The sequence below is a fragment of the uncultured Granulicatella sp. genome (assembly GCF_963528315.1).
Taxonomy (GTDB): Bacteria; Bacillota; Bacilli; order Lactobacillales; family Aerococcaceae; genus Granulicatella.
In genome coordinates, this window is the sequence record NZ_CAURVV010000005.1 from 1 (window position 1) to 25,766 (window position 25,766).

Here is a 25,766-nt window from a genome sequence, read left to right on the forward strand (position 1 = left end):
AAAATACCGACCTCCAAATGTTAGATTTTCGGTCTAACTTTTTGGGGTCGGTACAGCGAAGCTGCTGCCGTCCTTGCTACATAAGAAAAGTCTTATAAAAAAAATTATACTATTTCAACGAATCTTTCACTAATCCGAAGATAAACTGAGTTGAGTCAAATGGTTGTAAATCGTCCATTTTTTCCCCTAATCCAATAAATTTAACAGGAATATTCATTTCATGACGAATCGATAAAATTACGCCACCTTTGGCAGTCCCATCTAGTTTGGTTAAAATTAAACCTGTTACATCAATCGTTTCTTTAAATTGTTTTGCCTGAACTAAAGCGTTTTGTCCAGTTGTCGCATCTAATACTAATAAAGTTTCATCTGCACCCGTTTCAATTTCTCTAGAAATAATACGGTTCATTTTTTCTAATTCTTTCATTAAGTTCACTTTATTTTGTAGACGACCCGCTGTATCAATTAATAAATAATCGATATTTTCTGCTTTTGCTTTTTTAATGGCATCATACACTACAGAAGAAGGATCTCCACCTTCTTTACCACTAACAACAGGCACACCTACACGTTCGCCCCAAATTTCTAATTGTTGGATAGCTCCAGCACGGAATGTATCGCCCGCTGCTAATAATACAGAATGGCCTTCTTGTTTTAATCTCCAAGCAATTTTACCAATTGTAGTTGTTTTACCAACACCATTAACCCCAACAAATAGTAATACAGTTGGTCTACCTTCAGCTTTTGCTAAAGTTGCTAAATTGTCTTCCCCTTTTTCATAAATGTCTACCATTTTTTCAATAATAACTTGTTTAACATCATGAGCATTTTTAGCATTTTTCAAACGAACTTCATCTCTTAAAGCATCCGTAATTGCTAACGTCATTTCAAAGCCTACATCTGAAGAAATAAATGTTTCTTCTAAATCATCGAAGAAATCTTCATCAATCGTTCTAAAATCTGCTAAAAATTCATTTAAATGATCCGAAAAACTTTTACGAGTTTTTTGCATTCCTTGGTCATATTTATCAATAATAATTGAAGTTTCTTGTTCTTGCTGTTTAATAACAGCATCTTCACCAGTAAAGGCACGTTTAATACGATCAAATAATCCCATTATTTCACTCCTTCTCTTTCACGTTTATTTTGTTCTAAAATGTGATAAATAGCATGAGCTACCCCAGATTCTTCATTTGTCTTCGTAATGAATTTTGCTACTTCTTTTACTTCTGGAGAACCATTACCCATTGCTACTGGGAATCCAACAGTTGTTAACATTGATAAATCATTTTCTTCGTCTCCACAAGCTGCAATTTCCTCTACTGTAATTCCTAAAATTTCAGCTAAATGCGTTAACCCTGTTCCTTTAGAAACTTCTTTTGGAACTACTTCTAATAAGAAAGTACGAGACTTCATACAATTAAATTTTTCAAAGAAAGCTTGTGGTAATTGACGAATTCCTTCATCTAATAGTGATTCTTCAATACATAGCACTGCTTTATAAAATACATGGCTTGCTTCAAATTCCAATGGATTTTTTTTAATAAACTCAATTGGATGTGGTAATCCTGGATAAATAGAAGGTCTTCCTTCAGGATAAGTTGTTTCATAAGCTCTTTCTAAATCAATCATAACAAGAGGTAAGCCAACTTTATACGCTTCTTCATAACAGTATTGCATATCATCTCTTGAATGACCTTGTTTAAATAAAATTTCTTGTGATTTTGTTTTTTGAATAATTCCACCATTGTAATTGATAGAAAAATCATCATCACCTAATAATTCTAATTCTTCTAATAAATGATAAATACTCATTAAAGGACGACCTGTACAAAGAACAATTTTGACTCCTTGTTCTTTAGCAAGTTGAATAGCTTTTTTATTTTCAGGTGTTACTTTTTTATCATCTGTTAGTAATGTTCCATCTAAGTCTAGTGCAATGACTTTTATCATACAATCTCTCCTTTTTTACTCTATGGAATCTGTATCCTAGAACCATCATTCAACACTTTACTATATATGTGTTGCTTTGATTTCATTCTTGTATTATACCAAATTTTTAGGTTTGTGACTATTCCTAAAGAAAAAGCCATATCACTAGGATATAGCTTCTTTGTTTTTTATTATTCGATAAGTCCTAAGGTGATCAATTAAATTTACAAACATGCTTTGTCGAATACCCTATATAATTTTCAATAATAAGCTTATCTTCTACTTCAATGCAAAAAATTCATCTCGTAGAATTCCATATTTTATAGAATCGTAGTAAGTTCCTTTATAATAACGAACTTTTCTAATTCTAGCTTCTTGAGTCATCCCTAATTTTTCTGACAGTCTCATCATGCCAGGATTACCACTCCAAGTTGTTAGTCCCACTCGTTCAATTTCTGGGAAATCTTTAAAACAAATTCCAATCCATTCTTGTAAGGCAGACGTTCCAATACCGTGAGACCATAATGAATCATCATAAATAACAATTCCTATTTCTAACCAACGAGTTCTAATGTCTTCCCAATAGCGCGTAACAACTCCAATAATTCTTTCTTCATGAACAATTGCGAGGACATTTTCACTCAGAAAAAAAAGATGATTCTCAGACTGTAAAAATGTTTCTAAATTTAATTGTTTATATTCGTCAAAATAAGGGGCATTATAAAGTGTCCATCGAGGTTTTTCAGATGAATATATTAGCGTATGAAGTATTGGTAAGTCTGTTTCATTTAATTTTTTAAGCAAATTAACTTTCTCCTTATATAAAAATAATATGTACTTAGTATATCAAAATATAGATAATAATATCTAGATATAAAAAATAGATTCATCTTTAATATTACTGTTGAGTTTTTGCTAATTGTCAACTCAAAGATACCGAAACGGTTAAGATTTTCTTCTATCGTTTCGTAGCCAATAAAAATTTCTAAGCCTTTTTTCAAACTTGTTGCAAATTCAATTCTTTGGTGTGGTTGTAACCCCTTAAGATGTGACGATGGACTTCATGTTCTTTTATGCATTTCCTTCTTGAAGTCCTATTTTTATAGTTTTTTGTTCCTTATCATTTAATGAGCAAATATTCCCGAATATCAAGTGAATAAAAAGGACAATCATCGATTATTTTTAAATTTTAACGCTATCTTTTTAAAATGTTTACACTCAATCGTTGCATTAATAACTTCTATCAATTCCTGCTTTCTTACTAGATTGGTAAATTTTCTTAAATAAAACATAACCAATTACCAAGAACAATACTGACTGACCGGCTAATAATATGTACTCCAACAAAGTAACTATTCCTCCTTGAATCAGAGATTGCGTCATTTCAATCCCTAGAGAAATAGGAAGAAATCGACCAATCGTAACGGCCCATTCTGGCATCATCTCATGAGGTAAAATAGCTCCAGTGAAAAATAATAGTGCATAAGAAATAATCGAATCAAATGATGCTGTCTTAGTATATTTTAAGGTTAGCGCCACTAATACTAATGTAAATCCAAACACACCAACTGTGGTTAATAAGAAGATGACAATATACCACCCACTGAATGAAATTTGAATCGAAAGAATCGCACTCAATACAATGGAAACAATAGCAACTTTTATTAGATTGACAATTAACCACACTAATGTCCTTACTATAATCAGCTGTTCGAAAGGAAATGGTTTAATAATTAGTTGATCTAAAATTCCCATTTGTTTCTCCGAAGACACAGAGACCGCTGCTTCACTAATAACCGAACTCAACAAATACCAATACACAAATCCTACATAACCTTGATTCATTTGTTGATGTTGAACTAATAAAAACATATAGAACACAATCGTTGTAACCACAACACTCACAATATGATCCGGATAATAGGTACGTACTTCATGTAAATATTTCCACAATTCTGCCTTAAATAACTTCATGATGTGCTCCTCCTCTTTGACTATAGAAATAGTCTAGTGTTTCTTCAACTGTTGGACTTAATTTCTCAATCTTGATTAAATGCGACATCAAGTTATGCTTTACTAGAAGTGCCGTTAACTCATCAATAGTATTCCGTTTCATGTATGATTTTCCTTTTTCAATGCGACATTGTAGCTCTTGATGAATCACTTCTCCCTCAATAACAGCTTCAAATTCTTGAGTATGCGGAACTTGTTGCAAGAAATCTTGATAATCTCCCTTATAGACAACCTCTCCTTCATCAATCACAATAACATAGTCTGCTAGTAATTCTATAATCTCTGCTTGGTGCGAGGTAAGAATAATCGTTTTGTTCTGTTCTGTGGATAATTGTTTAATTTTTTGACATAGTTGCTTTGAACTTTGAAAATCCAATCCTAAAGTTGGCTCATCTAAAAATAACACCTTTGCATTTGTCATTAATGCAATGATTAATGAAAGTTTCTGTAACATTCCTCGAGAGTACCCACCAACGGGTTCATCCATAGCATCTCTTAGGTCAAACTCATCAATTAGCGCTTGAATATTATCATCCATATAGTTTATAGATTGTTTTGATAATCCAAGAAAGTATTCAATATTTTGTTTTCCTGTTAAAAATGGATAAACATTATCGACTGACTCTAATACGGCACTTACATTTTGGTAGTAAGAATGTCCAATATCTGAGAGATTCTCTCCCTTAAACAAAATATCTCCCTTATCTGCACTGATCATTCCTAACATCAATTTAATTAATGTTGTTTTTCCAGCACCATTTTTACCAAGAATCACCGTAATGTTATTTTCTGGAATTTCAAAAGAAATATTATGCAAAATTGTCTTATTATTGTATCGTTTTTCGATACCCTTCACTTCAAACACCATCTTCTACCTCTCCTTAAAATAGTAATCAAAACTATCTCTATAACCTTTTATACAAATTCTTTTTGTAACCTATAAAATTCTATTATTTTCCTATAAAAATAAGTTTTTTGCTTTTTCTAGCATTATACCATTTTTTAAGAATTGTAACTATTTCTAAAAGAATAATTTCACATGAGTGTACAATTTTTTTTATAAACTCAAAAAAGCACGAAACTAGAATTTCTAGTTCCATGCTTTCTATTAGTCTTTCATTCCAACAATCTCTCGCTGTCTACGATTCGCTTCTTGAGCGATGTAACTCATTACGAACTTGAATTCTTTAGCGGTAGCTTTTTCAGAGAGTTCAGCAATACTTTTATTGTATTTTTCAACAATTTGCTTTACTTTTTCTTTATCAGTCATTTAACAAATCCTCCAATTGTTGTTTGGTGTATTTCTGGGGAAGTACTAGCTGAATATTATCAGCATCAAAATGTACTTCGGATATATTATTTTGATAATCTTTAATAATAATATGTAATGTTACTTCTGGATGTCGTTCTTTTACTTTTTCAATATTTTCTCTAGCTTGGAAGAACGCATTGATAAATGTATCTTTAGGAACAACACGGCCTTCTACTAATTCACGTTCTTTCGTAAAATTCCATGCTACTTGTGGTTCTTGATAAACATAAAATAATGTCACACGATACCCATTTTTTAATGTTCGAATGATATTCTTCTCTGCACTTAAAACTGCAAATGTTGCATCCAATATAAATGAATATCCCTTATCCACTACAAATTTAAAAGACTGATCGACTAACCATGCTGAAGCCTTTTGAAATTGACTAGAATTACTACCATCATAACCTGGAAATTGAATTCGAAATGCATCTGCATCAATAAGAATATGATTATCATAATTTTCCGATAATCCAAGAGCAACTTCTGTCTTACCTGCTCCTGGACTGCCAGCCATAAATACTGCATCTAGCTCTTCACTAGGAAAACTATCGTGAATCAATTCAGAAATAAACTCTTCTAGTCTATTTTGTGCATATTCTAAATTCGAATCCATAGTATTCCTCCTTCAATTCTTTGTCTAAGTATACCATTTTTCAGGCTGTTTATCAGCTATATTGTAACATCTTTATTCAGGTATTTTTTCTCCACAATTGATTCTGAACAAAATATCCTTATTCATAAACTTCACTAACAAAATCTGTAATCTGTTTAAAATGATTAAAGTCCATCATTGGATCTCCTAAAGTATCATCTCCAGTTAATCCGATAATTTCTATCTTACTCTTCGAATGATTTTTCTCAATTAATTCTTCTGCTAATTTTTTAATACTAAGTTCTTTTCCAATCGATAATGTATAAACGCCTGAATTAAGAACATGGTTATAAAAATCATCCCAACCACGAATAAATTCTTCTTTCCTAGTTGCAAGTTTTGTAATTCTCTCATCTGTTAAAGGAAGAGGTTTATTTTCTTTCGAGAGTTTATCAAACACATGATAGACTGAACCATTACTTTCAATCACAAATGGAAATCGTAACGATTGAATGAAACATTCTTGATGTTTCTCATTTAAGTAACTTAAATATTGTTCTACTTCTAATTTTTGTTTACCAAACTGATTATGAGGTTTATATGCTTCATCACTTGAGATAAATACCACTCTTTCCTTTACAAAAGGTAATACTGACTCTAGAAATACTTTTGTTTGCAAAACATTCTTTGAATAATAATACTCAGTAAAGTCTTCACAAAAATTTGTCATCTTCAATGATGCTCCATGAATTAAAATATCTGGTCTAATTACTTCAATATATTTCAAACAATCTTGCGAAGTAAAATCCATTGGTACTGGATAAAATACTGATGAATCTATCCTTTTACTCATAATTGCTAACTGTGTTTCTTGATAATCAACACCATAAACTATTGTATCATTTTCTATAAAATAGTTTACTAATGCTTCCCCAATGGTTCCACAAACACCCGTAATTAACACTTTTTTCTTCATAATTCACTCTCCATGTAATGATTTTATCCAATTTATCGTTGGCATATTAATGACTTTATTTAATGGATTCATTGGTATATTGATATCCTCATTTTCTAGTTTTTCATTTCGAATTCTTTTAATTAATTTGGATGGAATACCGTACCGTTCTTTTAAAATTGTTTCTTCTTCCAAATCAAATGTTTGTATAGAAATCTTCAATACGCCTTTTTCTAATAATTCAATATAATTTTCTGTCTCTCTAATAATTGCGTCTAAGAAAAACTGATCAGAAAAATTAATAGTATTTATATTTTGTAAATCGGATAAGCCGGTCAAAGTAATATCCCTCATAAATTCGACAATTTCTGAACGAGTAATTTCTTTATCCAAAAATAATATATATAACTCCAATACTAGTATTCTATGCAATTTTCTAACAATATACTCTTGATTTTTATTTCCAAACACTATTCCCTCATTCATAAGAACTAAAATGACTCTCATTAAATTAATACATTTTAATCCCACTGATAGGCTAGACTCAGGAATCTTATCTCTAATGTTATTAAAAGATGTTTTGAAATAGTTCAATTCATAAATACTATTCTTTTCAAAATACTCAACTTCGATAACTTCCTTCAAAAAAGAACTATCAATAACATAGTTTTCTCTATTAAAAATTATATTTAAACTACCAACAGGAACTAATCCATTTTTATTTCTACGATAGAATTTAATATACTCTCCCTTAAATCTATTCTCACCTAAAGTAGTTGATAATTTATCACTATTAATTATGCATATATCAAAACATTCTTTTGTTTTTTCATTTATCAAAGATAACATCTTTTGCGATAAAACCATTGTAGTTTTTCCATCTAAAAAATTTAATTTCCTAAAAAAATCACTAGTAATTTTTAATGCCCTTTCGAGATTTTCTTCCTTTAGTAAAAAGAAACTCAGCATATGATTGTAAGAAGATGCTACTCCTTCAAACCCTGTAATTTCAAGAATTTTATCCGTAACTCTAAAACATCTTTGATTTGTGTAGTAACAACGATTAATCTTAAAAAACTCTTCAAATCTATCTTCAATATTCAAAACAGAAGAAAATTTAAGCGTTTTATGATACTTAATTCCAGAATCAGGTATATACTCCATTCCTTCTTTTTCCATAATCTCCCTAAAATACAAACTAACCTCATCATTCATTTTCGAAGTCCCTCCAATATCTATTTTCACACCTAATTAGGGAAAGCTTATCACATCAGTTTGTTATTTTCAACAACATTTTATTCAAATAAGTATTTTTTAAATAAAATATTCTAATTTGAATAAATTTTTATTATTTCTTAAAATCGTACAAAAAAACATTATGCAAATCCATTTTGAGATTCCCATAATGTTTTACATATATTTAAAAGTAGAATTAAAAACGGCTACTTAAATATTCTTGTATTCTTAAATACATTTTTTCATTTCCTAATAATTTATACAAAAACTTAGCTTGTTCATAATACATAAGAATATCTTCGCCTGACAGAAAATTATCTCCAATGTTCGCTAATAAACAATATAAGTCGGCTAATAAATAGATACTACTATTTTCTTTACAGATATCAATTGTTTCTAAAATCTCTTCCAAAGCTTCTTTTGTAACTTTATTTCTTACTAAAATTCGAGCATAGTTATATCTGATTTTGATTACCTTATGTAAATTATCCTGCTTTGACATATCTACTTTATAAATCTCTTCCATTAGAACTTTATAAAGCTGTTTATATTTTTCAATTTCATCACATTCAAAATAAAATAGTGCTAAAGTATTCAAAAAATCTAAATAGTATTCATCATTCTTTTTTATTTTTTTACATAAGTGTTCCATCATTTCTATTGCTTTAACAATATCTTTATGTACATTAAACGCAACAATTGCCTTTATCCATTCTAGGTAAATAAGATCCTCTTCTAATGTAATTTTTTGCTTCTTATTCAGCTCTAATGATAAACAATATTCTAATTTACTAAAATCTCTTTGAGCTAAAGCATCATCAGCTATTTTTTTAAATGATTTTAATACAGAATCTGTTCCTTCTAACTTTGTATTAAAAAAATAGTCCATACTGACATTGAGGCGAACAGATAATTTCTTTAAAATTGAAGCACTAGGATCATAATTTTGATTTTCAATTCTACTAATTTGACTTTGTTTACAAATTCCTTCTGATAATTCCTTTTGTGTTAAATTTAATTCCAATCTTCTATGCTTAAGACGTTCTCCTAACAAGTGACTTCTCCTTTCCGTAATAGACTAATCTAATACATTTTCCATATATTGTGAGTCATTATTTTTTACCTGTTGCATTCCTGTATTCATCATTGTATGAAATTCTTCTTCTGTCATTGTTTCACGGATAGGAAGTTGCTTCTGAGGGACGGTTAAAGAAAATGGAATTCCATTATTCATAATAATTTGTCGATAGAATAAATCAATCGCTACTGCTCGAGAAAGACCAATCTGTGATAAAATTTTTTCTGCTTGTTCTTTAATATTTTCTTGAATTCTAACATTTACACTAGCTGTTTTCATACATATTTCTCCTCTTATATGATTACACTCATTATACCATATGTGTTGCGTTATGCAATACATCTAGAGCAATCTCAACTTCTTTATCAAAAACCAATTGAAGTAATATCTCCTTCTAACCACTCTTCCACAAAAAGAAAAAGCCCTTAGCGAGCTTTTCCTATTATAATGTATTAATATCAATCTACAGTGACTTCAAAAAGTGTTTTTACTCCAGACCATCAAAGTCTTCGAATTTTACTGAAGCTAGTTTTGAAACTCCAGATTCTTGCATTGTTACTCCATATAATACATCTGCTTCTTCCATTGTTCCTCTTCTATGTGTAATAACAATGAACTGTGTATTTTTAGTAAATTCTTTCAAGTAACGACCATATCTTGCAACATTTGCCTCATCTAGGGCTGCTTCTACTTCGTCTAGTAAGCAGAATGGCACTGGCTTCACTTCTAAAATCGCAAATAATAATGCAATTGCTGTAAAGGCACGTTCTCCCCCAGATAATAGACTTAAGGATTGTAGTTTCTTACCAGGTGGCTGAGCAATAATCTCAATTCCTGTTTCTAATAAATTAGTAGGATCTGTTAATTCTAAAGAAGCACGTCCTCCTCCAAACAATCGTGGGAATGTTTGTTGAAATTGACTTGAAATTGCATCGAAAGTTTGTTTAAATCGACTCGTCACTTCCGTATCCATTTCTGTAATCGTGTCTTCTAGATTTTTCTTCGCATCTAGTAAGTCTTGTTGTTGAATCGTTAAAAATTCAAATCTTTCTTGAACTTTATCATATTCTTCAATCGCCATTAAGTTTACTGCACCCATTTGTTCGATTTGTTGTTTTAACATACGAACTGTTTTAGAAGCATCTTCGATGGACATTGTTAATTCTGTTTTTTCAATTGCTGCTTCAAATGTTAATTCATATTCTTCACTTAAATATTGCAGTTTTTGATCAATTGCTAATTCAAATCGATTGGCTTTTGTTTCAACTTTTGATTGTTGTTTCAAATATTCTTGTAATTGATGTTGCGCTTGATTTCGACTAACTTCTGTTTGTTTATTCAATACTTCTAATTGAATTCTTTCCTCTTTTAGTCTATCTAAATCTATTTCTAAAGCTGTAACAGTTTCTTTAATCGCTTCGTAATCTTTTACAGTTTGGTTGTAATCTGCTTCATTTTTCTCTTTTAAGTCCTTCTGTTCATCTTTTTTCGATTCCAGTAAATGAACTTGTTCTTCTAAACGTTTTAATGACAGTTTTTCTTGTTTGAATTCTTTCTTTTGATGTTGGACTTGCTCTTGAATACGAGCTTTTTGTGTCCCCACTTCTTGTAATTCTTGTTGTTTTTCTTGAAGCTGTTGAGTACGGTCTTCTTGAGATAATTGTAAATAATCCAATTCTTTTTTAACCGCTTGATTCTCTTTTGTAATCCTTCTTAACGCTTCATGAGTTTCCACATATTGCTGTTCTAATTGTTCATACTGTTGAATTGATTCATCTAATTCATATTGTTGACTTAATGTTTGACGACTAATTTTATTAAATTCATCTTTTGAGAATTGTAATTCTAATCTTACTTCTTGTAATTGTTGTTTTAAAAGGGTTTCTTCTTCTTGAATCGCTGTTCCTTTTTGAACAATTTCGTTCCATTTCGTTTCTAACTGATTCCATTTTTCTGAAACTTGCTTCTCATACTCTTTCAACTGATTCAATTGTTGTTCTAACGTTTCTAATTGACTATTCCGTTTTACAAGAGATTGTTGTTGATGGTTTTTGGAAGCTCCACCGGTCATCGAACCACCAGCATTGACAACATCTCCCTCTAAAGAAACAATACGATAACGGTATTGCAATACTTTAGCAATTTTCATCGCATCATCCAGTGTTTTAGCAACGACAGTTGTTCCTAAAATATTTCGAACAATGGATTGATACGTTTTTTCCACATGTACTAAGTCACTAGCAATTCCAACATAGCCTTGTAAAGAGAATAATTGTTGTTGAATCGTATCTGGCATTCTTTTCTCTTTAATAATCGTTAGTGGTAAGAAAGTTGCTCGTCCTAAACGGTTCATTTTTAAATAGTCAATTGCTTTTGCAGCAGCTTGTTCATGCTCTACTACAACATGTTGACTACTTGCACCTAGAGCAATATCGATGGCTAATGTAACCTCATCATCTACTCGAATTAATTCAGCTACGGAACCAATGACACCTGCGATTTGTTTCTTTTGCTTTAAGATTTCACGAACCCCTTGATAGTAACCGGCATAATCTTCTGAAACTTGTTTCAAACTATGATAATTGGCTTGTGTTTGTTGTAATTGTCGCTCAATCTTTTGTTTTTGTTCTTGTATCGTTTGACGTTCTTGACGTAAACTGTCTGCTTGTTGACGATAACTATTTAAGTCTTCTTGTTTAGCATTAGTCTGTTGAGCTAGATTTTCTTCTTTTTCCACTAATTGAGCAATCTTTTGATCTAATTGCTTTGATTGTTCTTCAAATAATTCTTGTTTTTCTAGTAATTTATCATGTTGATTTTGATTTTGTTCCATCGAACGTTCCAAGTGTTTTTCTTGGTTCGTTAATTTTGAAATTTCTTGTAATTGCTCGATATAGTCACTTTGTAATTGCTTTTGTCTCTCTTCATTACCTTGACTTAATTGTTCTAATTCTTCTACTAATTTAGACCAAACTGATTCAATTTCGTTTAGTTCTACTTCTTTGATGGCAACAGCTCGCTCTAATTCAGCCACAGTTTGTTCTGTTGATTCTAACTGACGAATGACTTCTATTAAGGCTAATTGATTTTCTTCATTGGTACGATTCGCAAACTCTTGTCTTTGTTGATAAACTTTACGTTCACCATCTAATTGTTCCATTTTTTGAATCGCATCAACGTATAACACTTGTTTTTCATCTAACTCAGTATTTTTTACAGCAAGTAATTCTTGTTGATCGAATACTTTCTGCTCTAGTTCTACTAATTTTTGTTCTGTTTTCGTCACAGTTTCTTGTAGTTGAGCTACTTCTCTTTTAGCGACTGTCCACTGAGTATTTAACGTTTCAATTTCAACGGCTAATAAGGCTGTTTCAATGCCTTGTAATTCTTCTTTCTTCGATAAATAAACAATCGCTTTTTCCTTTTGTTCTAATAAAGGTGTTAATTGGCTTTTAATTTCATGTAAAATATCTTCAACACGATTTAAATGTTCTTGTGTTTGGTCTAATTTTCTTTGCGCTTGAGTTTTACGGTCTTTATATTTTAATACCCCTGCAGCTTCTTCAATAATCATACGACGATCTTCAGGTTTATCATTGAAAATTTGTTCAACTTTCCCTTGAGAAATTAACGCAAATGAATCCTTCCCTAGACCAGAATCCATCATCAAACTAGTAATATCTTTTAATCGACAAGCTTTCTTATTAATAAAGAAGTCACTATCCCCATTTCGGTTCAATCGACGAGTTAATACAACTTGAGAATGCTCAATTGCTAATTTTCCATCTTCATTGTTAATATGCAAATTTACTTCAGCAATATTCACGGGTTTACGAGTTTGAGAACCTGCAAAAATGACATCATCCATTTTTTTACCACGTAAACTCTTAGCAGATTGTTCTCCTAAAACCCATTTAATTGCTTCTGACAAATTAGATTTTCCACTACCGTTTGGACCTACCACTGCGGTTACGCCTTTATCAAATTCGATAACGGTTTTATCTGCAAATGACTTAAATCCAGACATTTCAATTTTCTCTAACTGCATCCTTGACTCCTTTTTTAAGAAATAACGTTTAATTTTTCTAATGTTCTTTTAGCAGATAATTGTTCTGCTGCTTTCTTCGTTTTACCTTCACCGATTTCATAGCCTTTATCATTTACATGAACTTGTACGGTATAAAAACGTGCATGAGAAGGGCCTTCTTCTTTTAGTAATTCATAACGAATATTCACATTCCCATTTCTTTGGAAGTATTCTTGTAATTCTGTTTTAAAATCGCCGACTAATGTGAATCGTCCATCTTTCATTTTCGAGATAATAACTTGTGTTAGAAATTTACTAGCTTCTTCAAACCCTTGGTCTAAATAAATAGCCCCTACAAATGCTTCAAAGACGTCACAGAGAACTGCTGGATTTTCATGTCCTTTGGAAGCACGTTCTCCCTTTCCTAATAAGAGATATTTATCTAACTCACACTCTTTAGCAAGTGTCGACAAGCTTTCTTCGCAAACGATTTGCGCTCTTAACTTTGTTAACTCGCCTTCTTTTTTTGTTGGCATTTGACGGTATAACCAGTTTGAGATAAATAATTCTAAAACGGCATCGCCTAAAAACTCAATACGCTCATTATAAATTCCTTTGCACTCTTTGTGTTCGTTTGCATAGGATGAATGAGTTAATGCTTCTTTTAGATAGTTTTCATTTGTAAATTTTATTTGATATTCTTTTTTTATTTTTTCTTTAAATTGTTCGATTGAATACATGCCCTTCGGCTCCTTATCATTTCTCTATCTTCCCTATTATAAAAGGTTTGTTAAAACATTACAAACGATTTTAAAAAAATGGACGTATTCTAAGACGTAAAGCAATAAAAAAGACTTTTACATATTGTAGCAAGGTCGACAGCAGCCTCGCTATGCGAGTCTCATGTCTAAACTTTGAGCCTTGGTCTCAAAGTTTCCCTGTAATATTATCCAAAAACGGATAATATTACTACTGCTACAATAACAAGTCTTTTCTATTGCTTTACTTTTTATCTTCCAAGAATAATGAAATCGTATCTAAGCAACCGTACAAATGTATTATCCTTCAATAATAAATATAATTTAAATCATTTAAAGATATCTATCGAATCATACTCAATATCTTCTAATTCTTGCTTACGATGTGTTATCATAATAACCATTGTATTTTCTAATTTCGATAAACTATTTAAAATCATTTTCGAGCTGGCAATATCGATATTTGAAAAACTTTCATCTAATAAAATGATAGGATTTGGATTAACTAATAACCTTGCAATCGCAACTTTTTGCTTTTCTCCACCTGACAAATCGTTTATATTTTTAGTTAAATCAATATTTAATTGCTCAATAATTTCCTTAAAATTATCTGACTCTTCTTTTCCTAATAAAATATTCTCCTCGATACTTGTATCAAACATATAACCTTGTTGTCTTAAATAACTAAATAAGTTATCTGTATTGTATTGTTTAATATTATCCCCATCAATCAAAATGGTACCTTTTTTGGGTTCTAATTGCTGTAATAATAACTTGAATAGTGTGGACTTTCCTTTACCAGAAGCCCCATTCAATACATACCATTTTCCATTATCTAATTTTAAATTAACATCGCTAAATAATACATGATCTGTTGTATAACCAAATTCTAAATCCGAAACAGTTATATTTTGCCACGATAATTTAATTGGTTTTTCAATGGTTTTATCATCACTTGCTGCAAACTTATCAATTTTTTCTAACAATTGAACTGAAGAATGAATAATAGTCATATATTGATTAATCGCAGAAATTGAATCAAATAATTTCATTGCTAAATCAGTTGTAGTAAGAATTGCACCAACTAAGATTAACTGATTTATTATCAACAGCCCTGTTACAAATATGACCGATAATTGACTAATTACATTTAATAAAAAAATAATAAATGTGACTTTACTTGTTTCTTTAGCAAGTATTACTCTACTATTCTTAATTTTAAATAACTCTTGACTAAAGGAATCCTGATAAAAATTTAATGCACCAAATTCTTTTAGAACATCAATTCCTGTTATCATATTATTAATTTTATTCAAGTAACTTTTATTTGCCTCAGCAACATGATTTCCTGCATTAGATACCATTTTTTTGGTCATTACAGGGATAAAATATAATACAATTGATAATGCCAGACTGACAATGAATAATAAATAATGAACGTAAAATAAAGCAATTAAGGATAAAATAGCACGCAACATAAACTTTATCATACCAAAAATACTTCTCAGCACTTTATTTTCAATCATATTTACATCATTTTGAAGAAATGACTCAATTTCCTTTTGTTCTTGACCGTTAATATAGTTAGCTTTAATATTCCAAGAAGCATCTGACATATCACTACGCATCTTATTACATATGTTTTGAATAACAATTTCTTGATAAATTGTCTGATAATATGAAATGATTAAACTAATAATCCATAATCCCAAAATAATGAATACTTCAATCATGAATACCTTTACATTTTGTTGGATGAGATATTCCGCTACCTTTGTCATTCGTAAGGCAGCATACACTTGTAAGCCAGATACAGTAAATAAACCTGCTATATTTAACAGAAATCCTAACATCTCTCTTCTTAAATATTTAATCATTTCTATCCTCCTTAAAAAACTAAAACAACTTAAAATGTTTAACTTTCATTTCTTACGTAACAAATTTAAAGTAAAAAAACTTTTCTCCGTAGCCGAAGTAAAATTAGCTTCTCAAGCTAATTTTACAGGAAATTTTGAGACCAAGGCTCAAAATTTAGGCATGAGACCGCAGGGCTGCTGCCGGCCTGGCTACTTTTAGAAAAGTTCGTTTTACTTTAAATGCCTTAAGAGCAGTTTAAATAATATTACATTCCTTTTTTACGATAGCCTTTTACATAGTATTGGTTTTTCTCTTCATTAAAATCCAAAATTTCTACTAATGTATTTTGTTGGAGTTGTGAAAGTTTTTGTGCTTCGTAAACCTCTACCCATTCTTCATAATGGTCCATTTCTGCTTTCATTTGAGAAGCAAGAAATTCTCTTAATCGTTCAATATCGGTTGAATTTTCAGCAGATATCACTAACGAAGGATAAGCATTCGGTTGAAATTCTCCAACAATTAAATCTGATTTGTTATAAATCGTCACCATAGGAATAGTTTCCATCTCTAATTCCTCAATTAATTCATGAACTGTTTTTTCATGCATTAAGAAATTCGGAGACGAAGCATTTACTACATGCACTAATAAATCAACATCCGCACTCTCTTCTAAAGTTGACTCAAATGCGTGAATTAATGTCGTAGGTAAATCTTGAATAAATCCAACGGTATCCGTTAATGTCACATCATATTGATCGGCTAAATCAACTTTTCTTGTTAAAGGATCTAATGTTGCGAATAATTGATCCATTTGATACGTTCCTGCATCTGTTAATTGGTTTAAAATGGTTGATTTTCCAGCATTCGTATATCCAATCAATCCCATTCTAAAACCATTCGAACGATTTCTCTTCATTCTTGAACGTTGACGATGTAATTTTGTTTGTTCTAATTGTTGCTCAATATCTGAAATTTGTTTACGAATATGTCGTTTATCCGTTTCTAATTGAGTTTCCCCTGGTCCTCTTGTCCCAATTCCCCCACCTTGTCTCGATAAGGCTGTTCCTTGTCCTGACAAACGTGGTAATAAATAGTTTAATTGAGCCAGTTGTACTTGAAGTTTTCCTTCTTTTGAACGAGCACGCATTGCAAAAATATCTAAAATTAATTGAACACGGTCAATAATTCGTGCCTTAATTGTTTCATTTAGATTTTTCGTTTGAGAACCCGTTAGAGATTGGTAGAAAACAATTAAATCAATTTCTAATTCATCGACTAAATGACTAATTTCTTCTACTTTCCCTTTACCAATCATTGTACGACCACTATACGTTTCTCTTTTTTGAGTCACTGTTACGACAACTTCTCCTTGAGCGGTATCCACTAATTGCTTCATTTCTTCTAAAGCATATTGAAATTGCTCATCCGATTGTGTTGTTTGAACTGCTACAATCATGACTCTTTCTTTTGTGTTTTCCATTTATTCACTTCCCAGTAAAAACTGCTGACAATCTAAAACAACTTGAGAAATTGTGTTAGGATTTTCTACTAAATCATACCAATGTACAGCTTCAAATCGGTTTCTAAACCAAGTTAATTGTCGTTTGGCATATCGTCTAGAGTTTTGTTGAATTTTTTGAATGGTAGCTTCTTTTGATAATTGACCTTCAAAATAATCCACCCATTCTTTATACCCAATTCCTCGAATGGATTGAACATCTAATCCTTTTACTGCATCATATAATTGTCTAGCTTCCTCTTCTAAACCATTTTGCATCATCATGTCTACTCTTGTATCGATTCTTTCATAAAGGACTGCTCTATCCGTTGATAATCCGATAATATAGGCATCAAAAATAGCTTCTTTTTGCTGTTGATCATTAGCTGAAAATGGCTTTCCACTTGCATGTGTCACTTCTAATGCTCGGATAACTCTTCTTGTGTTATTCGGATGAATATTTTCAGCACTGACAGGATCGACTTCTTTTAATTGTTCCCACATTGCAAGAGGTCCAATTTCTGCTAGTTCTTTTTCCTTTTCTAGTCGGTAAGCTGGATCATTGGAATCTTGTCCACTAAAATGAAAATCAAATAACAATCCTTCAATATATAATCCTGTTCCACCAACAATAATTGGAAGTTTTCCACGGCTTGAAATCTCTTGAATCGCTTCTCTTGCCATTTGTTTGAAATCACTAGCGGTATATTCTTCCTTGACGTCACAAATATCTAATAAGTAATGAGGAATCCCTCTCGCTTCTTCAGGAGTTACTTTAGCGGTTCCAATATTCAACGTTTTATAAACTTGCATTGAATCCCCATTAATGATTTCCCCATTTAATTGTTGTGCTAATTCGATACTAAGAGCTGTTTTTCCAACACCAGTTGGGCCAACAATTACAATGATTTTTTGTTTTTCTAACATACTACTCCTTTATTTCCGAACGAAGCTCAAGAGCTTTTTGTGGATAATCTGTAAAAATTGCTTCTACATGAAGTTCAAAACAATGTTTCATCTCTTCTTCTTGATTCACTGTCCATACACGTTTTGGATACTGTGAATGAATCTCAAAGGATTCTTTTAATAAACGATAGTCCGGATGAACGGCTTCAAATTTTACTTCTTCAAATACAAAATTTGCCATTTCTACAGTTTCATATAAAAAGGCAATTTCTTGATTTGGTCGTAATTGTTTCATTTGAATAATGCTTCTAGGATTAAAACTAGAATAAATAATCGCAAAGTTTGGTTGCAATCTTTCTTGTAAAGCCACACATTTTTCAACAATCCCAGCATATTCAATTTGATCCGTTTTTAATTCAATATTTAATTCATCTTTGAAATCCAATTCCTTTAACAATTGGAATACTTCTTCCAAAGTTGGAATTTTTTCTCCAGTAAATGATTTATCGAACCAACTACCTGCATCTAATGCTTGAATTTCTTCTAATGTTAAGTCTTGAATAGAACCACTACCATTCGTCGTACGATCCACTGTTTCATCATGAATCACGACTAATGCTCCATCTTTTGAAACATGAACATCTAATTCAATTCCATCACTTTGAACACGCACTGCTTCTTGAAAAGCAGCTAATGTATTTTCTGGATGAGTTCCTCTACTTCCTCTATGTGCAAAAATTTTAGTCATTTGCAATCACCTGTTTCTTTTGAACTTTATTTTGTTGACGAATTTTTTGAGACAATGTAATTAGTTCTGCTGCATGTTGTTTTGTTAATGCTGTCATTTCTTCTCCAGACAACATACGTCCGATTTCTTCAATCCGTTTTTCTTCTTCTAATGTTGTAAGAGTTGTACGTGTACGCTCATCTTTTTCCATTTTTTCAATGAAAATATGAACTCCCGCAATACTTGCTACTTGTGGTAAATGAGTAATACATAAAACTTGAGCAAATTCTGAAATATAATGCATTTTGTTTGCAATGGCTTGAGCCACTCGTCCACTAACCCCTGTATCTACCTCATCAAATACGATTGTTCCCACTCCATGCTTACGCACAAAAATCGTTTTCATAGCAAGGGTAATTCTAGATAATTCCCCACCAGATACAATCTTTTGTAATGGTTTAACAGGTTCCCCTTTATTCGTTGAAATATAGAAGTACACTTCATCCATACCCGTTTCAAGTAGTTGTTCAGTTGGTAAGACACGAATTTCAAAAATGGCTTGTTCCATATATAATTCATGCAATTGTGTTTCTATTTTTTCAGCTAATTCAAGGGCAATTGCCTGTCTTTGTTTCGTCAATTCAAGTGCTACTTCTTTTGCTTTTTGTTCGATTTGCGCTTTTTCTTGGATTAATGTTTCAATAATACTCTCTTTATTCTCAATTTGATTTAATTGAGCTTGTGCTTGTGCTTGGAACTCTAATATTTCTTCTGCATTATCTCCATATTTACGTTTTAACTGATAATAAACATCTAAACGTTCTTCAATATAGGCTAATCTTTCTTCATCATATTCTGCATGGTCTAATTCATGACTCATATTAGAAACCGCATCTTGTAATTGATAATAAGATTCTTGTAATTGCTGGTGCAATTGTTTATAGTTTTCACCAATTCCTTCTAAAAATCCTATTTCTTGAGAAGCTTGACTAATCGCATCTACTGCAGAATATTCTTCCGTTTGTAACACTGATAGAGCGGACATTAAGTGTTCTTGAATTTTTTGGAAATGAGTAAAATATTCCTTTTCTTGAACTAATTCTTCCTCTTCTCCAATATAAATATTTGATAATTCAATTTCTTCTACTTGGAATTTTAACAAATCAATTTTTTGAGCATCTTCTTTTTCAGCAGTTTGTAACTTTCTTAATTGCTCTTGAATACTACAGTAATGTTCATAATACTCACTATAAGAATCTTTTAATGATTGCAATTTTTGCCCAGCATATGCATCTAAAAGGCTTAAATGATGCTCTTCATTTAATAATAAAAAATGTTCATTTTGCCCATGAATATCAATTAAATACGGCCCAACTTGTTTTAATAACGAAACGGTAACCATTTGTCCATTAATGCGACAAGTAGATTTACCTGTTTGATATAATTCACGTTGAATCATGATTTCATCATTTTCAATTTCAATTCCTAATGCTTCGATGTTTCTTTTTGTCTCTTCAGAATCAATGGTAAAAACTGCTTGAATTGTCGCTTTTTCACTGCCATATCGAATCATTTCTAAACTAGCACGTTCTCCAGCGAGTAATCCTACTGCATCAATAATAATTGATTTACCTGCACCTGTTTCCCCGGTTAATACCGTCATGCCTTTTTCAAATTGACAGCGAACTTCTTCAATAATTGCAAAATTTTTAATAAACAATTCTTGAATCATCGTTCCACCTCTATTTTAGATTTTTTAATTGTTGATGAGCTTCTTTGACAACTGTTTGAATACCGTTTTTCCAATCATATGGAGAACTAACCGTTTCATGTAATTGCAGATGTGCTAAAAACTCAATATTTCCACTTCCTCCTGTAATTGGAGAGAAAGTTAGTTGATTTACTGAAAAACCAATTTGTTCGCAATACTCTAAAATTTCTTCTAGTACATCTTGATGAACTTTTGGATCACTAACAATTCCTTTTTTTCCAATACGTTCTCTTCCAGCTTCAAACTGTGGTTTAATCAGCACAAGAACGTCACCATCCATCTCTAAAATATCTTTTAATGGTGGTAAAATTAATTTTAACGAAATAAACGAAACATCAATCGAAGCTACTTGAGGTTTTCCTTTTGTAAAATCTTCAGGCTTACTAAAGCGGAAATTCACTCTTTCCATAACTTCTACTCGTTCATCTTGTCTTAATTTATAATCTAATTGATTATATCCTACATCTAATGCATAACTTAATACAGCCCCATGTTGCAGAGCTGCATCCGTAAAGCCACCTGTTGAAGCACCAATATCTAATAAAATCTTACCTTCTACACTTACATCAAATGTTGCGAGTGCTTTTTCTAATTTCAATCCACCTCTTGAAACATAGCGAAGGGTTTCTCCTTTAATATATAGTTCAGTTGTAATCGGAATTTTTTCTCCTGGCTTATCATAGCGAATATGTTTCACAGCATCGACAATTTGTCCTGCCATGACAAGTCTTTTCGCTTTTTCCCTAGAATCTGTCAATCCTTGTTGTACGACTAGAAGGTCTACTCGTTCTTTTTCCATTCTTTCTCCTTTAAATCTCTACATATGAGAGAATTTTCATAAATATTTCTTGTGCTTGTCTTTGCACTGTTGTTTCATTTGGAATCGATAAAATCGCTTGTTTTGCCTGGTTGATTTCTTGTTCTAAAGCAAGTTTAGCTCCATCAATTCCTAAAATGCTTGGATACGTATTTTTTTCTAATACTGCATCTTGTCCAGTGACTTTACCTGTTTTTGCAGAATCCCAGCAAACATCTTGTAAGTCATTTTGAATTTGAAAGGATAGTCCAAAATGAATTCCGAATTTTAAAAGAGCTTCTTCATAAGGGCTCGCATTCTCTAATACTAATAACCCTAAACGAATGGCAGCTAATAATAATTGTCCTGTTTTATCCGCATGAATTTGTTTAAGTTGCTCTAATGTAATTTCTTGATGTTCACTTGCAATATCTCTCATTTGACCGGTAATCATACCGCTAGCTCCAGAAGCTGAACCTAATACTTGAATAGCACGAACTTTTTTTGCATCTGATAATGAACATTGAGCTAATTCTTCAAATGCGAGTGTTAATAAAGCATCCCCTGCTAAAATGGCTGTTGCTTCATCAAATTGCTTATGAACTGTTAGCTTGCCACGACGATAATCATCATTATCCATTCCAGGTAAGTCATCATGAATTAATGAATACGTATGAATCATTTCTAGAGAAGCTGCAACTGGTAACACTTTTTGAAGTTCCACTTCTTCTAAATGACTGATTAAGAGAACGATTAATGGACGAATTCTCTTTCCTCCACTACTACACGCATACAGCATGGCTTCTTTCAATCTTGTTGAAATATTTGGAATCTTTTCAATTCGATTCAATAAATAGGTTTCTATTTCTTTTTGCCAATATGAAATCATTTCACTCATGAGTTACTCCATTAATCTTCTTTTACAACAATCATTTTGCTGACTGTTTCTTCTGCTTTTGTTAATGTTTCATTACAATATTGGCTTAGAGCCATTCCTTCTTGGAACTTCGCAATAGCTTCGTCTAAAGGAACATCTCCTCTTTCCAATTGCTGTACAATTTGTTCTAATTCACTCATTGCTTCTTCAAATTTTTTCTCTTTCTTTACCATAATTGATTTCCTTTCTCTACAGAAGTCACTTTAGAACGAACCGTTCCATCGACTAATTGAATCGTTAATTCTTGTTCCACTTCTAGTTGGTCAACACTTTTAATAATTGTTTCTTCTTGTTGTAAAATCCCATACCCACGATTCATAATTTTTAATGGACTTAATAAGTCTAATTGCTGAATCGCTCTTTGGAATTGTTGTTTTTTATCTTTCATCAATTGAATTTGCGCTTGTTCCAAACGTTTTGCTAAATATTGAAGTGCTTGTTTTTCCGTTTGCACTCTTCTACTTGGAGAACCTAATTCTAAACGATGTTGATTTTTTAATAATTGTTGACGTTTTTGCTGAACACTTTGTTGCATCATTTGCTGCAATCGCATTTCTAATTGATCTACTCGTTGTTGATAAATTTGATAAATCCGTTCTGGATTTTGGAAAATACTTGCATTCGCTAAAGCTTGCATTCTTTCACGTTTAATTTGTAATTGACGAGTTAATGCTTGTTCCAGACGTGTTTGCAAATTTCTCAATTGTTGATGAATTTCCATTAAAACAGGTGTTGCAATTTCTGCAGCAGCCGTTGGAGTGGCTGCTCTCATATCAGATACAAAGTCAATTAAAGTCGTATCTGTTTCATGCCCTACACTTGAAATAACTGGAATCGACAACTCAGCAACTCTTCTTACAACTGGCTCCTCATTGAACGCCCACAAGTCCTCAATTGATCCACCACCACGTCCAATTATGACGACATCATAATCTTCTTGTTCCACTAAGTCTAAATTTTTCAAAATACTATTGACTGCATGAACACCTTGCACTACTGTTGGATATAAGACTAATTGAACAATCGGAAATCTTCGAGCCACTGTTGTTTGAATATCTTGAATGACCGCCCCTGATTCACTTGTTAAAATCGCAATTTTTTTAGGGAATTGAGGAATTGGCTTTTTAGGAAGAGAAAATAATCCTTCAGCTTCTAATTTCTTTTTCAATTGTTCATAGGCTAAATAAAGAGCCCCTACTCCATCCGGTTCCATATGTTCAATATTAATTTGGTACTGTCCTGATTTTTCAAAAACGGAAACTTTACCAATCACTAATACTTTCATCCCTTCTTCAGGACGGAATTGAATTTTTTTAAAGGCAGATTGAAACATGGTTGCAGAAATAATGGCATTTTCATCTTTTAAACTAAAATATTGGTGAGTCGGACGTAAACGAAAATTTGAAATTTCCCCCGTTAAATAAACTCTTCCAAGATGAGGGTCTTTATCAAATTTATATTTAATATATTTCGTTAATGCCGAGACTGTTACATATTCTTCATTCATAAATGTTTTCCCTCTTACATGCATTAAGATACGTCTGCTCTAATAACATCGCAATCGTCATTGGACCAACTCCACCTGGTACTGGAGTAATGGCACTGACGTGATCTTTAACACCATCAAAATCCACATCACCGACGAGTTTTCCAGATTCTAATCGGTTGATACCTACATCAATAATAACCGCATCTTTTTTCACATATTCTTTCTTCACTAAATTGGGTTTTCCAACCGCACTAATAATAATATCTGCACGAGCGATTTGTTTCTCTAAGTCTTTTGTTCGACTGTGACAAACAGTTACCGTTGCCCCACGATTTAAGCCTAGTAAAGCCATTGGACGACCAACAATCGTACTTTGTCCAATGACGACCATTTCTTTTCCAACAAGGTCAATTTCATACTCTTCTAATAATCGAATAATCCCTTTTGGTGTACATGGGACAATACTTTCATCTTTTTGAAGTAATTTTCCTAAATTTACAGGATGGAAGCCGTCTACATCTTTTTCGGGAATAATGGCTTCTAATACTGTCTGGCTATCAATCTGTTTTGGTAATGGTAATTGAACTAAAATTCCATGAATCGCATCATCTTCATTTAGTGTTTTAATTTTTTCTAATAACTCTTCTTGAGAAATTGTTTCTGGTAATCTTTCTACAACAGAATGAAATCCAACTTCATTAGCGGTACGTTCCTTATTTCGAACATAAATTTGACTTGCAGGATCTTCTCCGACTAACAATACGACTAAACCAGGTTTTACTCCCTGTTCTTGTACTTTTTGTTTCAATTCTTGACGAACTTTTAAGGCTAAACTTTTTCCATCTAATACAATCGCCATTTACTCACTCCTTTAAATAAAAAATTGAGCAAAAAGTGTTCCTGGAAGCAAATCATTGCTTCGGAGCGCCTTCTTGCTCAACCTCCTATACTGACTTACCCTTCAACAAAGTTTGATAAGACACCATTAATAAATTTCGCTGATTTTTCATCACTATATAATTTTGCAATTTCAATTGCTTCATTTAATGCAACTGTTTGAGGAACTTCCAATTCAGGTGAACGCATTTCGCAAACTGCTACTCGCATAATCATTAAATCTAAGCGAACGATTCGATTTAATTCCCATCCTTTTAAATGTGAGGAAATCAAAGCATCAATCTCTTCTAACTGGTTTTGAACCCCTTGGATTAAATCTAATGAATAATGAATTTCTGGAAACTCATCTAATAATGCTTCATTAGAATATACTTCTTCATCAAATGATTGTTCATCATGCAATACATCTAACGCTAAGCGAACAGCATCAAATTCTGATAAATCTTTACAAATATCCATTTGATACAAAGCCTGAATAGCAATAATACGTAGTGCACGTCTTTTTAATGGGTTACGACTCACTCTTCATCCCCCAATTCGAAAAATTCTGAATCAACATTTTTTGCTGGAATAATTGTTTGAACATGAATATTTACTTGAGAAATTTCTAATTCACAACTAAATAATAATTGTTCTTTAATTTTATTTTGTAATAATAATGCCAATTTTGGAATAGATACTCCATAATCTACATTACCATACACATCAAGAATAAATTCTCCTTGTTCTTGTGTTAAATAAGCACCTTTAGCAAGTTCTTCACGTCCAAAAAGTGTATTCACACTTGTTTTAATAATTCCTGATAAAGGATGGAATCCTTCCACTTTAGAAGCAACAATTCCTGCAATGCTCTCAATCACTTCAGGGGCAATTTCAATAGCACCTAAAACGGCTGTTTGATTTGAATATTTTTCCATAATGAACCTCCTTTTACAAAGATTCTGAATCGCTATCTAACTCAATGAGCATCACGAATCATGAT

25 protein-coding genes are annotated in these 25,766 nt (G+C 31.9%); all 25 read right to left on the reverse strand.

Annotated features, from left to right (window positions below; genetic code table 11):
• Nucleotides 1-109 precede the first annotated feature (109 nt).
• The 25 genes from ftsY to RYK07_RS02230 all read right to left on the reverse strand — a co-directional run bounded on the left by ftsY (nucleotide 110) and on the right by RYK07_RS02230 (nucleotide 25,701).
• A complete protein-coding gene (gene ftsY, locus RYK07_RS02110; protein ID WP_006702571.1) occupies nucleotides 110-1,117 on the reverse strand; it encodes a signal recognition particle-docking protein FtsY in 1,008 nt (335 codons plus the stop codon).
• Complete coding sequence (locus RYK07_RS02115; RefSeq protein WP_314852164.1) at nucleotides 1,117-1,953, reverse strand: Cof-type HAD-IIB family hydrolase; 837 nt, start codon at nucleotides 1,951-1,953, stop codon at nucleotides 1,117-1,119. The genes ftsY and RYK07_RS02115 overlap by 1 nt, the downstream gene beginning before the upstream one ends.
• A gap of 258 nt (nucleotides 1,954-2,211) precedes the next feature.
• A complete protein-coding gene (locus tag RYK07_RS02120) occupies nucleotides 2,212-2,736 on the reverse strand; it encodes a GNAT family protein (RefSeq protein WP_314852165.1) in 525 nt (174 codons plus the stop codon).
• Nucleotides 2,737-3,162: 426 nt separating this feature from the next.
• A complete protein-coding gene (locus RYK07_RS02125) occupies nucleotides 3,163-3,906 on the reverse strand; it encodes an ABC transporter permease (RefSeq protein ID WP_314852166.1) in 744 nt (247 codons plus the stop codon).
• Nucleotides 3,893-4,813, reverse strand: a complete 921-nt coding sequence (locus RYK07_RS02130) for an ABC transporter ATP-binding protein (RefSeq protein ID WP_314852168.1) — start codon at nucleotides 4,811-4,813, stop codon at nucleotides 3,893-3,895. The genes RYK07_RS02125 and RYK07_RS02130 overlap by 14 nt, the downstream gene beginning before the upstream one ends.
• 240 nt (nucleotides 4,814-5,053) lie before the next feature.
• On the reverse strand, nucleotides 5,054-5,215 hold the full coding sequence (locus RYK07_RS02135; RefSeq protein WP_314852169.1) for a hypothetical protein: 162 nt from the start codon (nucleotides 5,213-5,215) through the stop codon (nucleotides 5,054-5,056).
• Complete coding sequence (locus tag RYK07_RS02140) at nucleotides 5,208-5,873, reverse strand: zeta toxin family protein (protein WP_314852170.1); 666 nt, start codon at nucleotides 5,871-5,873, stop codon at nucleotides 5,208-5,210. Before RYK07_RS02140 ends, RYK07_RS02135 begins: the two co-directional genes overlap by 8 nt.
• Before the next feature lie 118 nt (nucleotides 5,874-5,991).
• Complete coding sequence (locus RYK07_RS02145) at nucleotides 5,992-6,828, reverse strand: SDR family NAD(P)-dependent oxidoreductase (protein ID WP_314852171.1); 837 nt, start codon at nucleotides 6,826-6,828, stop codon at nucleotides 5,992-5,994.
• 3 nt (nucleotides 6,829-6,831) lie between these two features.
• Entirely contained in the window at nucleotides 6,832-8,022 is a 1,191-nt protein-coding gene (locus RYK07_RS02150) for a hypothetical protein (protein ID WP_314852172.1), read from the reverse strand.
• A 217-nt stretch (nucleotides 8,023-8,239) separates the two neighbouring features.
• The gene (locus RYK07_RS02155; protein ID WP_314852173.1) at nucleotides 8,240-9,097 is read right to left on the reverse strand and encodes a helix-turn-helix domain-containing protein; all 858 of its coding nucleotides are present in this window, start codon (nucleotides 9,095-9,097) and stop codon (nucleotides 8,240-8,242) included.
• Nucleotides 9,098-9,121: 24 nt separating this feature from the next.
• A complete protein-coding gene (locus tag RYK07_RS02160) occupies nucleotides 9,122-9,400 on the reverse strand; it encodes a type II toxin-antitoxin system RelB/DinJ family antitoxin (RefSeq protein ID WP_314852174.1) in 279 nt (92 codons plus the stop codon).
• Nucleotides 9,401-9,608: 208 nt separating this feature from the next.
• Nucleotides 9,609-13,169, reverse strand: a complete 3,561-nt coding sequence (smc, locus tag RYK07_RS02165; RefSeq protein ID WP_314852175.1) for a chromosome segregation protein SMC — start codon at nucleotides 13,167-13,169, stop codon at nucleotides 9,609-9,611.
• 14 nt (nucleotides 13,170-13,183) lie between these two features.
• Complete coding sequence (gene rnc, locus RYK07_RS02170) at nucleotides 13,184-13,888, reverse strand: ribonuclease III (RefSeq protein ID WP_314852177.1); 705 nt, start codon at nucleotides 13,886-13,888, stop codon at nucleotides 13,184-13,186.
• Between the two features lie 347 nt (nucleotides 13,889-14,235).
• On the reverse strand, nucleotides 14,236-15,783 hold the full coding sequence (locus RYK07_RS02175; protein WP_314852178.1) for an ABC transporter ATP-binding protein: 1,548 nt from the start codon (nucleotides 15,781-15,783) through the stop codon (nucleotides 14,236-14,238).
• Between the two features lie 245 nt (nucleotides 15,784-16,028).
• Nucleotides 16,029-17,243, reverse strand: a complete 1,215-nt coding sequence (gene hflX / locus RYK07_RS02180; protein WP_314852179.1) for a GTPase HflX — start codon at nucleotides 17,241-17,243, stop codon at nucleotides 16,029-16,031.
• Nucleotides 17,244-18,188: a tRNA (adenosine(37)-N6)-dimethylallyltransferase MiaA gene (miaA, locus tag RYK07_RS02185; protein WP_314852180.1), complete on the reverse strand. Its 945-nt coding sequence runs from the start codon at nucleotides 18,186-18,188 to the stop codon at nucleotides 17,244-17,246.
• A gap of 1 nt (nucleotide 18,189) precedes the next feature.
• Complete coding sequence (locus RYK07_RS02190; RefSeq protein ID WP_314852181.1) at nucleotides 18,190-18,915, reverse strand: glycerophosphodiester phosphodiesterase; 726 nt, start codon at nucleotides 18,913-18,915, stop codon at nucleotides 18,190-18,192.
• Complete coding sequence (gene recN / locus RYK07_RS02195; protein ID WP_314852182.1) at nucleotides 18,908-20,626, reverse strand: DNA repair protein RecN; 1,719 nt, start codon at nucleotides 20,624-20,626, stop codon at nucleotides 18,908-18,910. Before recN ends, RYK07_RS02190 begins: the two co-directional genes overlap by 8 nt.
• A gap of 10 nt (nucleotides 20,627-20,636) precedes the next feature.
• Nucleotides 20,637-21,464, reverse strand: coding sequence for a TlyA family RNA methyltransferase (locus tag RYK07_RS02200; RefSeq protein WP_314679376.1), 828 nt, complete (start codon nucleotides 21,462-21,464; stop codon nucleotides 20,637-20,639).
• A 10-nt stretch (nucleotides 21,465-21,474) separates the two neighbouring features.
• Nucleotides 21,475-22,359, reverse strand: coding sequence for a farnesyl diphosphate synthase (locus RYK07_RS02205; protein WP_314852184.1), 885 nt, complete (start codon nucleotides 22,357-22,359; stop codon nucleotides 21,475-21,477).
• Nucleotides 22,360-22,370: 11 nt separating this feature from the next.
• The gene (locus RYK07_RS02210; protein WP_006702549.1) at nucleotides 22,371-22,571 is read right to left on the reverse strand and encodes an exodeoxyribonuclease VII small subunit; all 201 of its coding nucleotides are present in this window, start codon (nucleotides 22,569-22,571) and stop codon (nucleotides 22,371-22,373) included.
• Entirely contained in the window at nucleotides 22,565-23,905 is a 1,341-nt protein-coding gene (gene xseA / locus RYK07_RS02215) for an exodeoxyribonuclease VII large subunit (protein ID WP_314852185.1), read from the reverse strand. Before xseA ends, RYK07_RS02210 begins: the two co-directional genes overlap by 7 nt.
• Entirely contained in the window at nucleotides 23,898-24,746 is an 849-nt protein-coding gene (gene folD / locus RYK07_RS02220; protein ID WP_314852186.1) for a bifunctional methylenetetrahydrofolate dehydrogenase/methenyltetrahydrofolate cyclohydrolase FolD, read from the reverse strand. Before folD ends, xseA begins: the two co-directional genes overlap by 8 nt.
• A gap of 95 nt (nucleotides 24,747-24,841) precedes the next feature.
• Nucleotides 24,842-25,306, reverse strand: coding sequence for a transcription antitermination factor NusB (gene nusB, locus RYK07_RS02225; RefSeq protein WP_006702546.1), 465 nt, complete (start codon nucleotides 25,304-25,306; stop codon nucleotides 24,842-24,844).
• Nucleotides 25,303-25,701: an Asp23/Gls24 family envelope stress response protein gene (locus tag RYK07_RS02230; protein ID WP_314078075.1), complete on the reverse strand. Its 399-nt coding sequence runs from the start codon at nucleotides 25,699-25,701 to the stop codon at nucleotides 25,303-25,305. The genes nusB and RYK07_RS02230 overlap by 4 nt, the downstream gene beginning before the upstream one ends.
• Nucleotides 25,702-25,766: the final 65 nt, after the last annotated feature.

Coding starts and splice junctions, on each gene's coding strand:
- RYK07_RS02175 (WP_314852178.1), bottom strand. CDS start 15,783: ATGATTAAATATTTAAGAAGAGAGATGTTAGGATTTCTGTTAAATATA.
- RYK07_RS02210 (WP_006702549.1), bottom strand. CDS start 22,571: ATGGTAAAGAAAGAGAAAAAATTTGAAGAAGCAATGAGTGAATTAGAA.
- RYK07_RS02160 (WP_314852174.1), bottom strand. CDS start 9,400: ATGAAAACAGCTAGTGTAAATGTTAGAATTCAAGAAAATATTAAAGAA.
- RYK07_RS02150 (WP_314852172.1), bottom strand. CDS start 8,022: ATGAATGATGAGGTTAGTTTGTATTTTAGGGAGATTATGGAAAAAGAA.
- RYK07_RS02115 (WP_314852164.1), bottom strand. CDS start 1,953: ATGATAAAAGTCATTGCACTAGACTTAGATGGAACATTACTAACAGAT.
- RYK07_RS02230 (WP_314078075.1), bottom strand. CDS start 25,701: ATGGAAAAATATTCAAATCAAACAGCCGTTTTAGGTGCTATTGAAATT.
- ftsY (WP_006702571.1), bottom strand. CDS start 1,117: ATGGGATTATTTGATCGTATTAAACGTGCCTTTACTGGTGAAGATGCT.
- miaA (WP_314852180.1), bottom strand. CDS start 18,188: ATGTTAGAAAAACAAAAAATCATTGTAATTGTTGGCCCAACTGGTGTT.
- RYK07_RS02140 (WP_314852170.1), bottom strand. CDS start 5,873: ATGGATTCGAATTTAGAATATGCACAAAATAGACTAGAAGAGTTTATT.
- RYK07_RS02205 (WP_314852184.1), bottom strand. CDS start 22,359: ATGAGTGAAATGATTTCATATTGGCAAAAAGAAATAGAAACCTATTTA.
- smc (WP_314852175.1), bottom strand. CDS start 13,169: ATGCAGTTAGAGAAAATTGAAATGTCTGGATTTAAGTCATTTGCAGAT.
- folD (WP_314852186.1), bottom strand. CDS start 24,746: ATGGCGATTGTATTAGATGGAAAAAGTTTAGCCTTAAAAGTTCGTCAA.
- RYK07_RS02125 (WP_314852166.1), bottom strand. CDS start 3,906: ATGAAGTTATTTAAGGCAGAATTGTGGAAATATTTACATGAAGTACGT.
- RYK07_RS02135 (WP_314852169.1), bottom strand. CDS start 5,215: ATGACTGATAAAGAAAAAGTAAAGCAAATTGTTGAAAAATACAATAAA.
- RYK07_RS02200 (WP_314679376.1), bottom strand. CDS start 21,464: ATGGAAAAAGAACGAGTAGACCTTCTAGTCGTACAACAAGGATTGACA.
- xseA (WP_314852185.1), bottom strand. CDS start 23,905: ATGAATGAAGAATATGTAACAGTCTCGGCATTAACGAAATATATTAAA.
- RYK07_RS02145 (WP_314852171.1), bottom strand. CDS start 6,828: ATGAAGAAAAAAGTGTTAATTACGGGTGTTTGTGGAACCATTGGGGAA.
- recN (WP_314852182.1), bottom strand. CDS start 20,626: ATGATTCAAGAATTGTTTATTAAAAATTTTGCAATTATTGAAGAAGTT.
- hflX (WP_314852179.1), bottom strand. CDS start 17,243: ATGGAAAACACAAAAGAAAGAGTCATGATTGTAGCAGTTCAAACAACA.
- RYK07_RS02130 (WP_314852168.1), bottom strand. CDS start 4,813: ATGGTGTTTGAAGTGAAGGGTATCGAAAAACGATACAATAATAAGACA.
- rnc (WP_314852177.1), bottom strand. CDS start 13,888: ATGTATTCAATCGAACAATTTAAAGAAAAAATAAAAAAAGAATATCAA.
- RYK07_RS02190 (WP_314852181.1), bottom strand. CDS start 18,915: ATGACTAAAATTTTTGCACATAGAGGAAGTAGAGGAACTCATCCAGAA.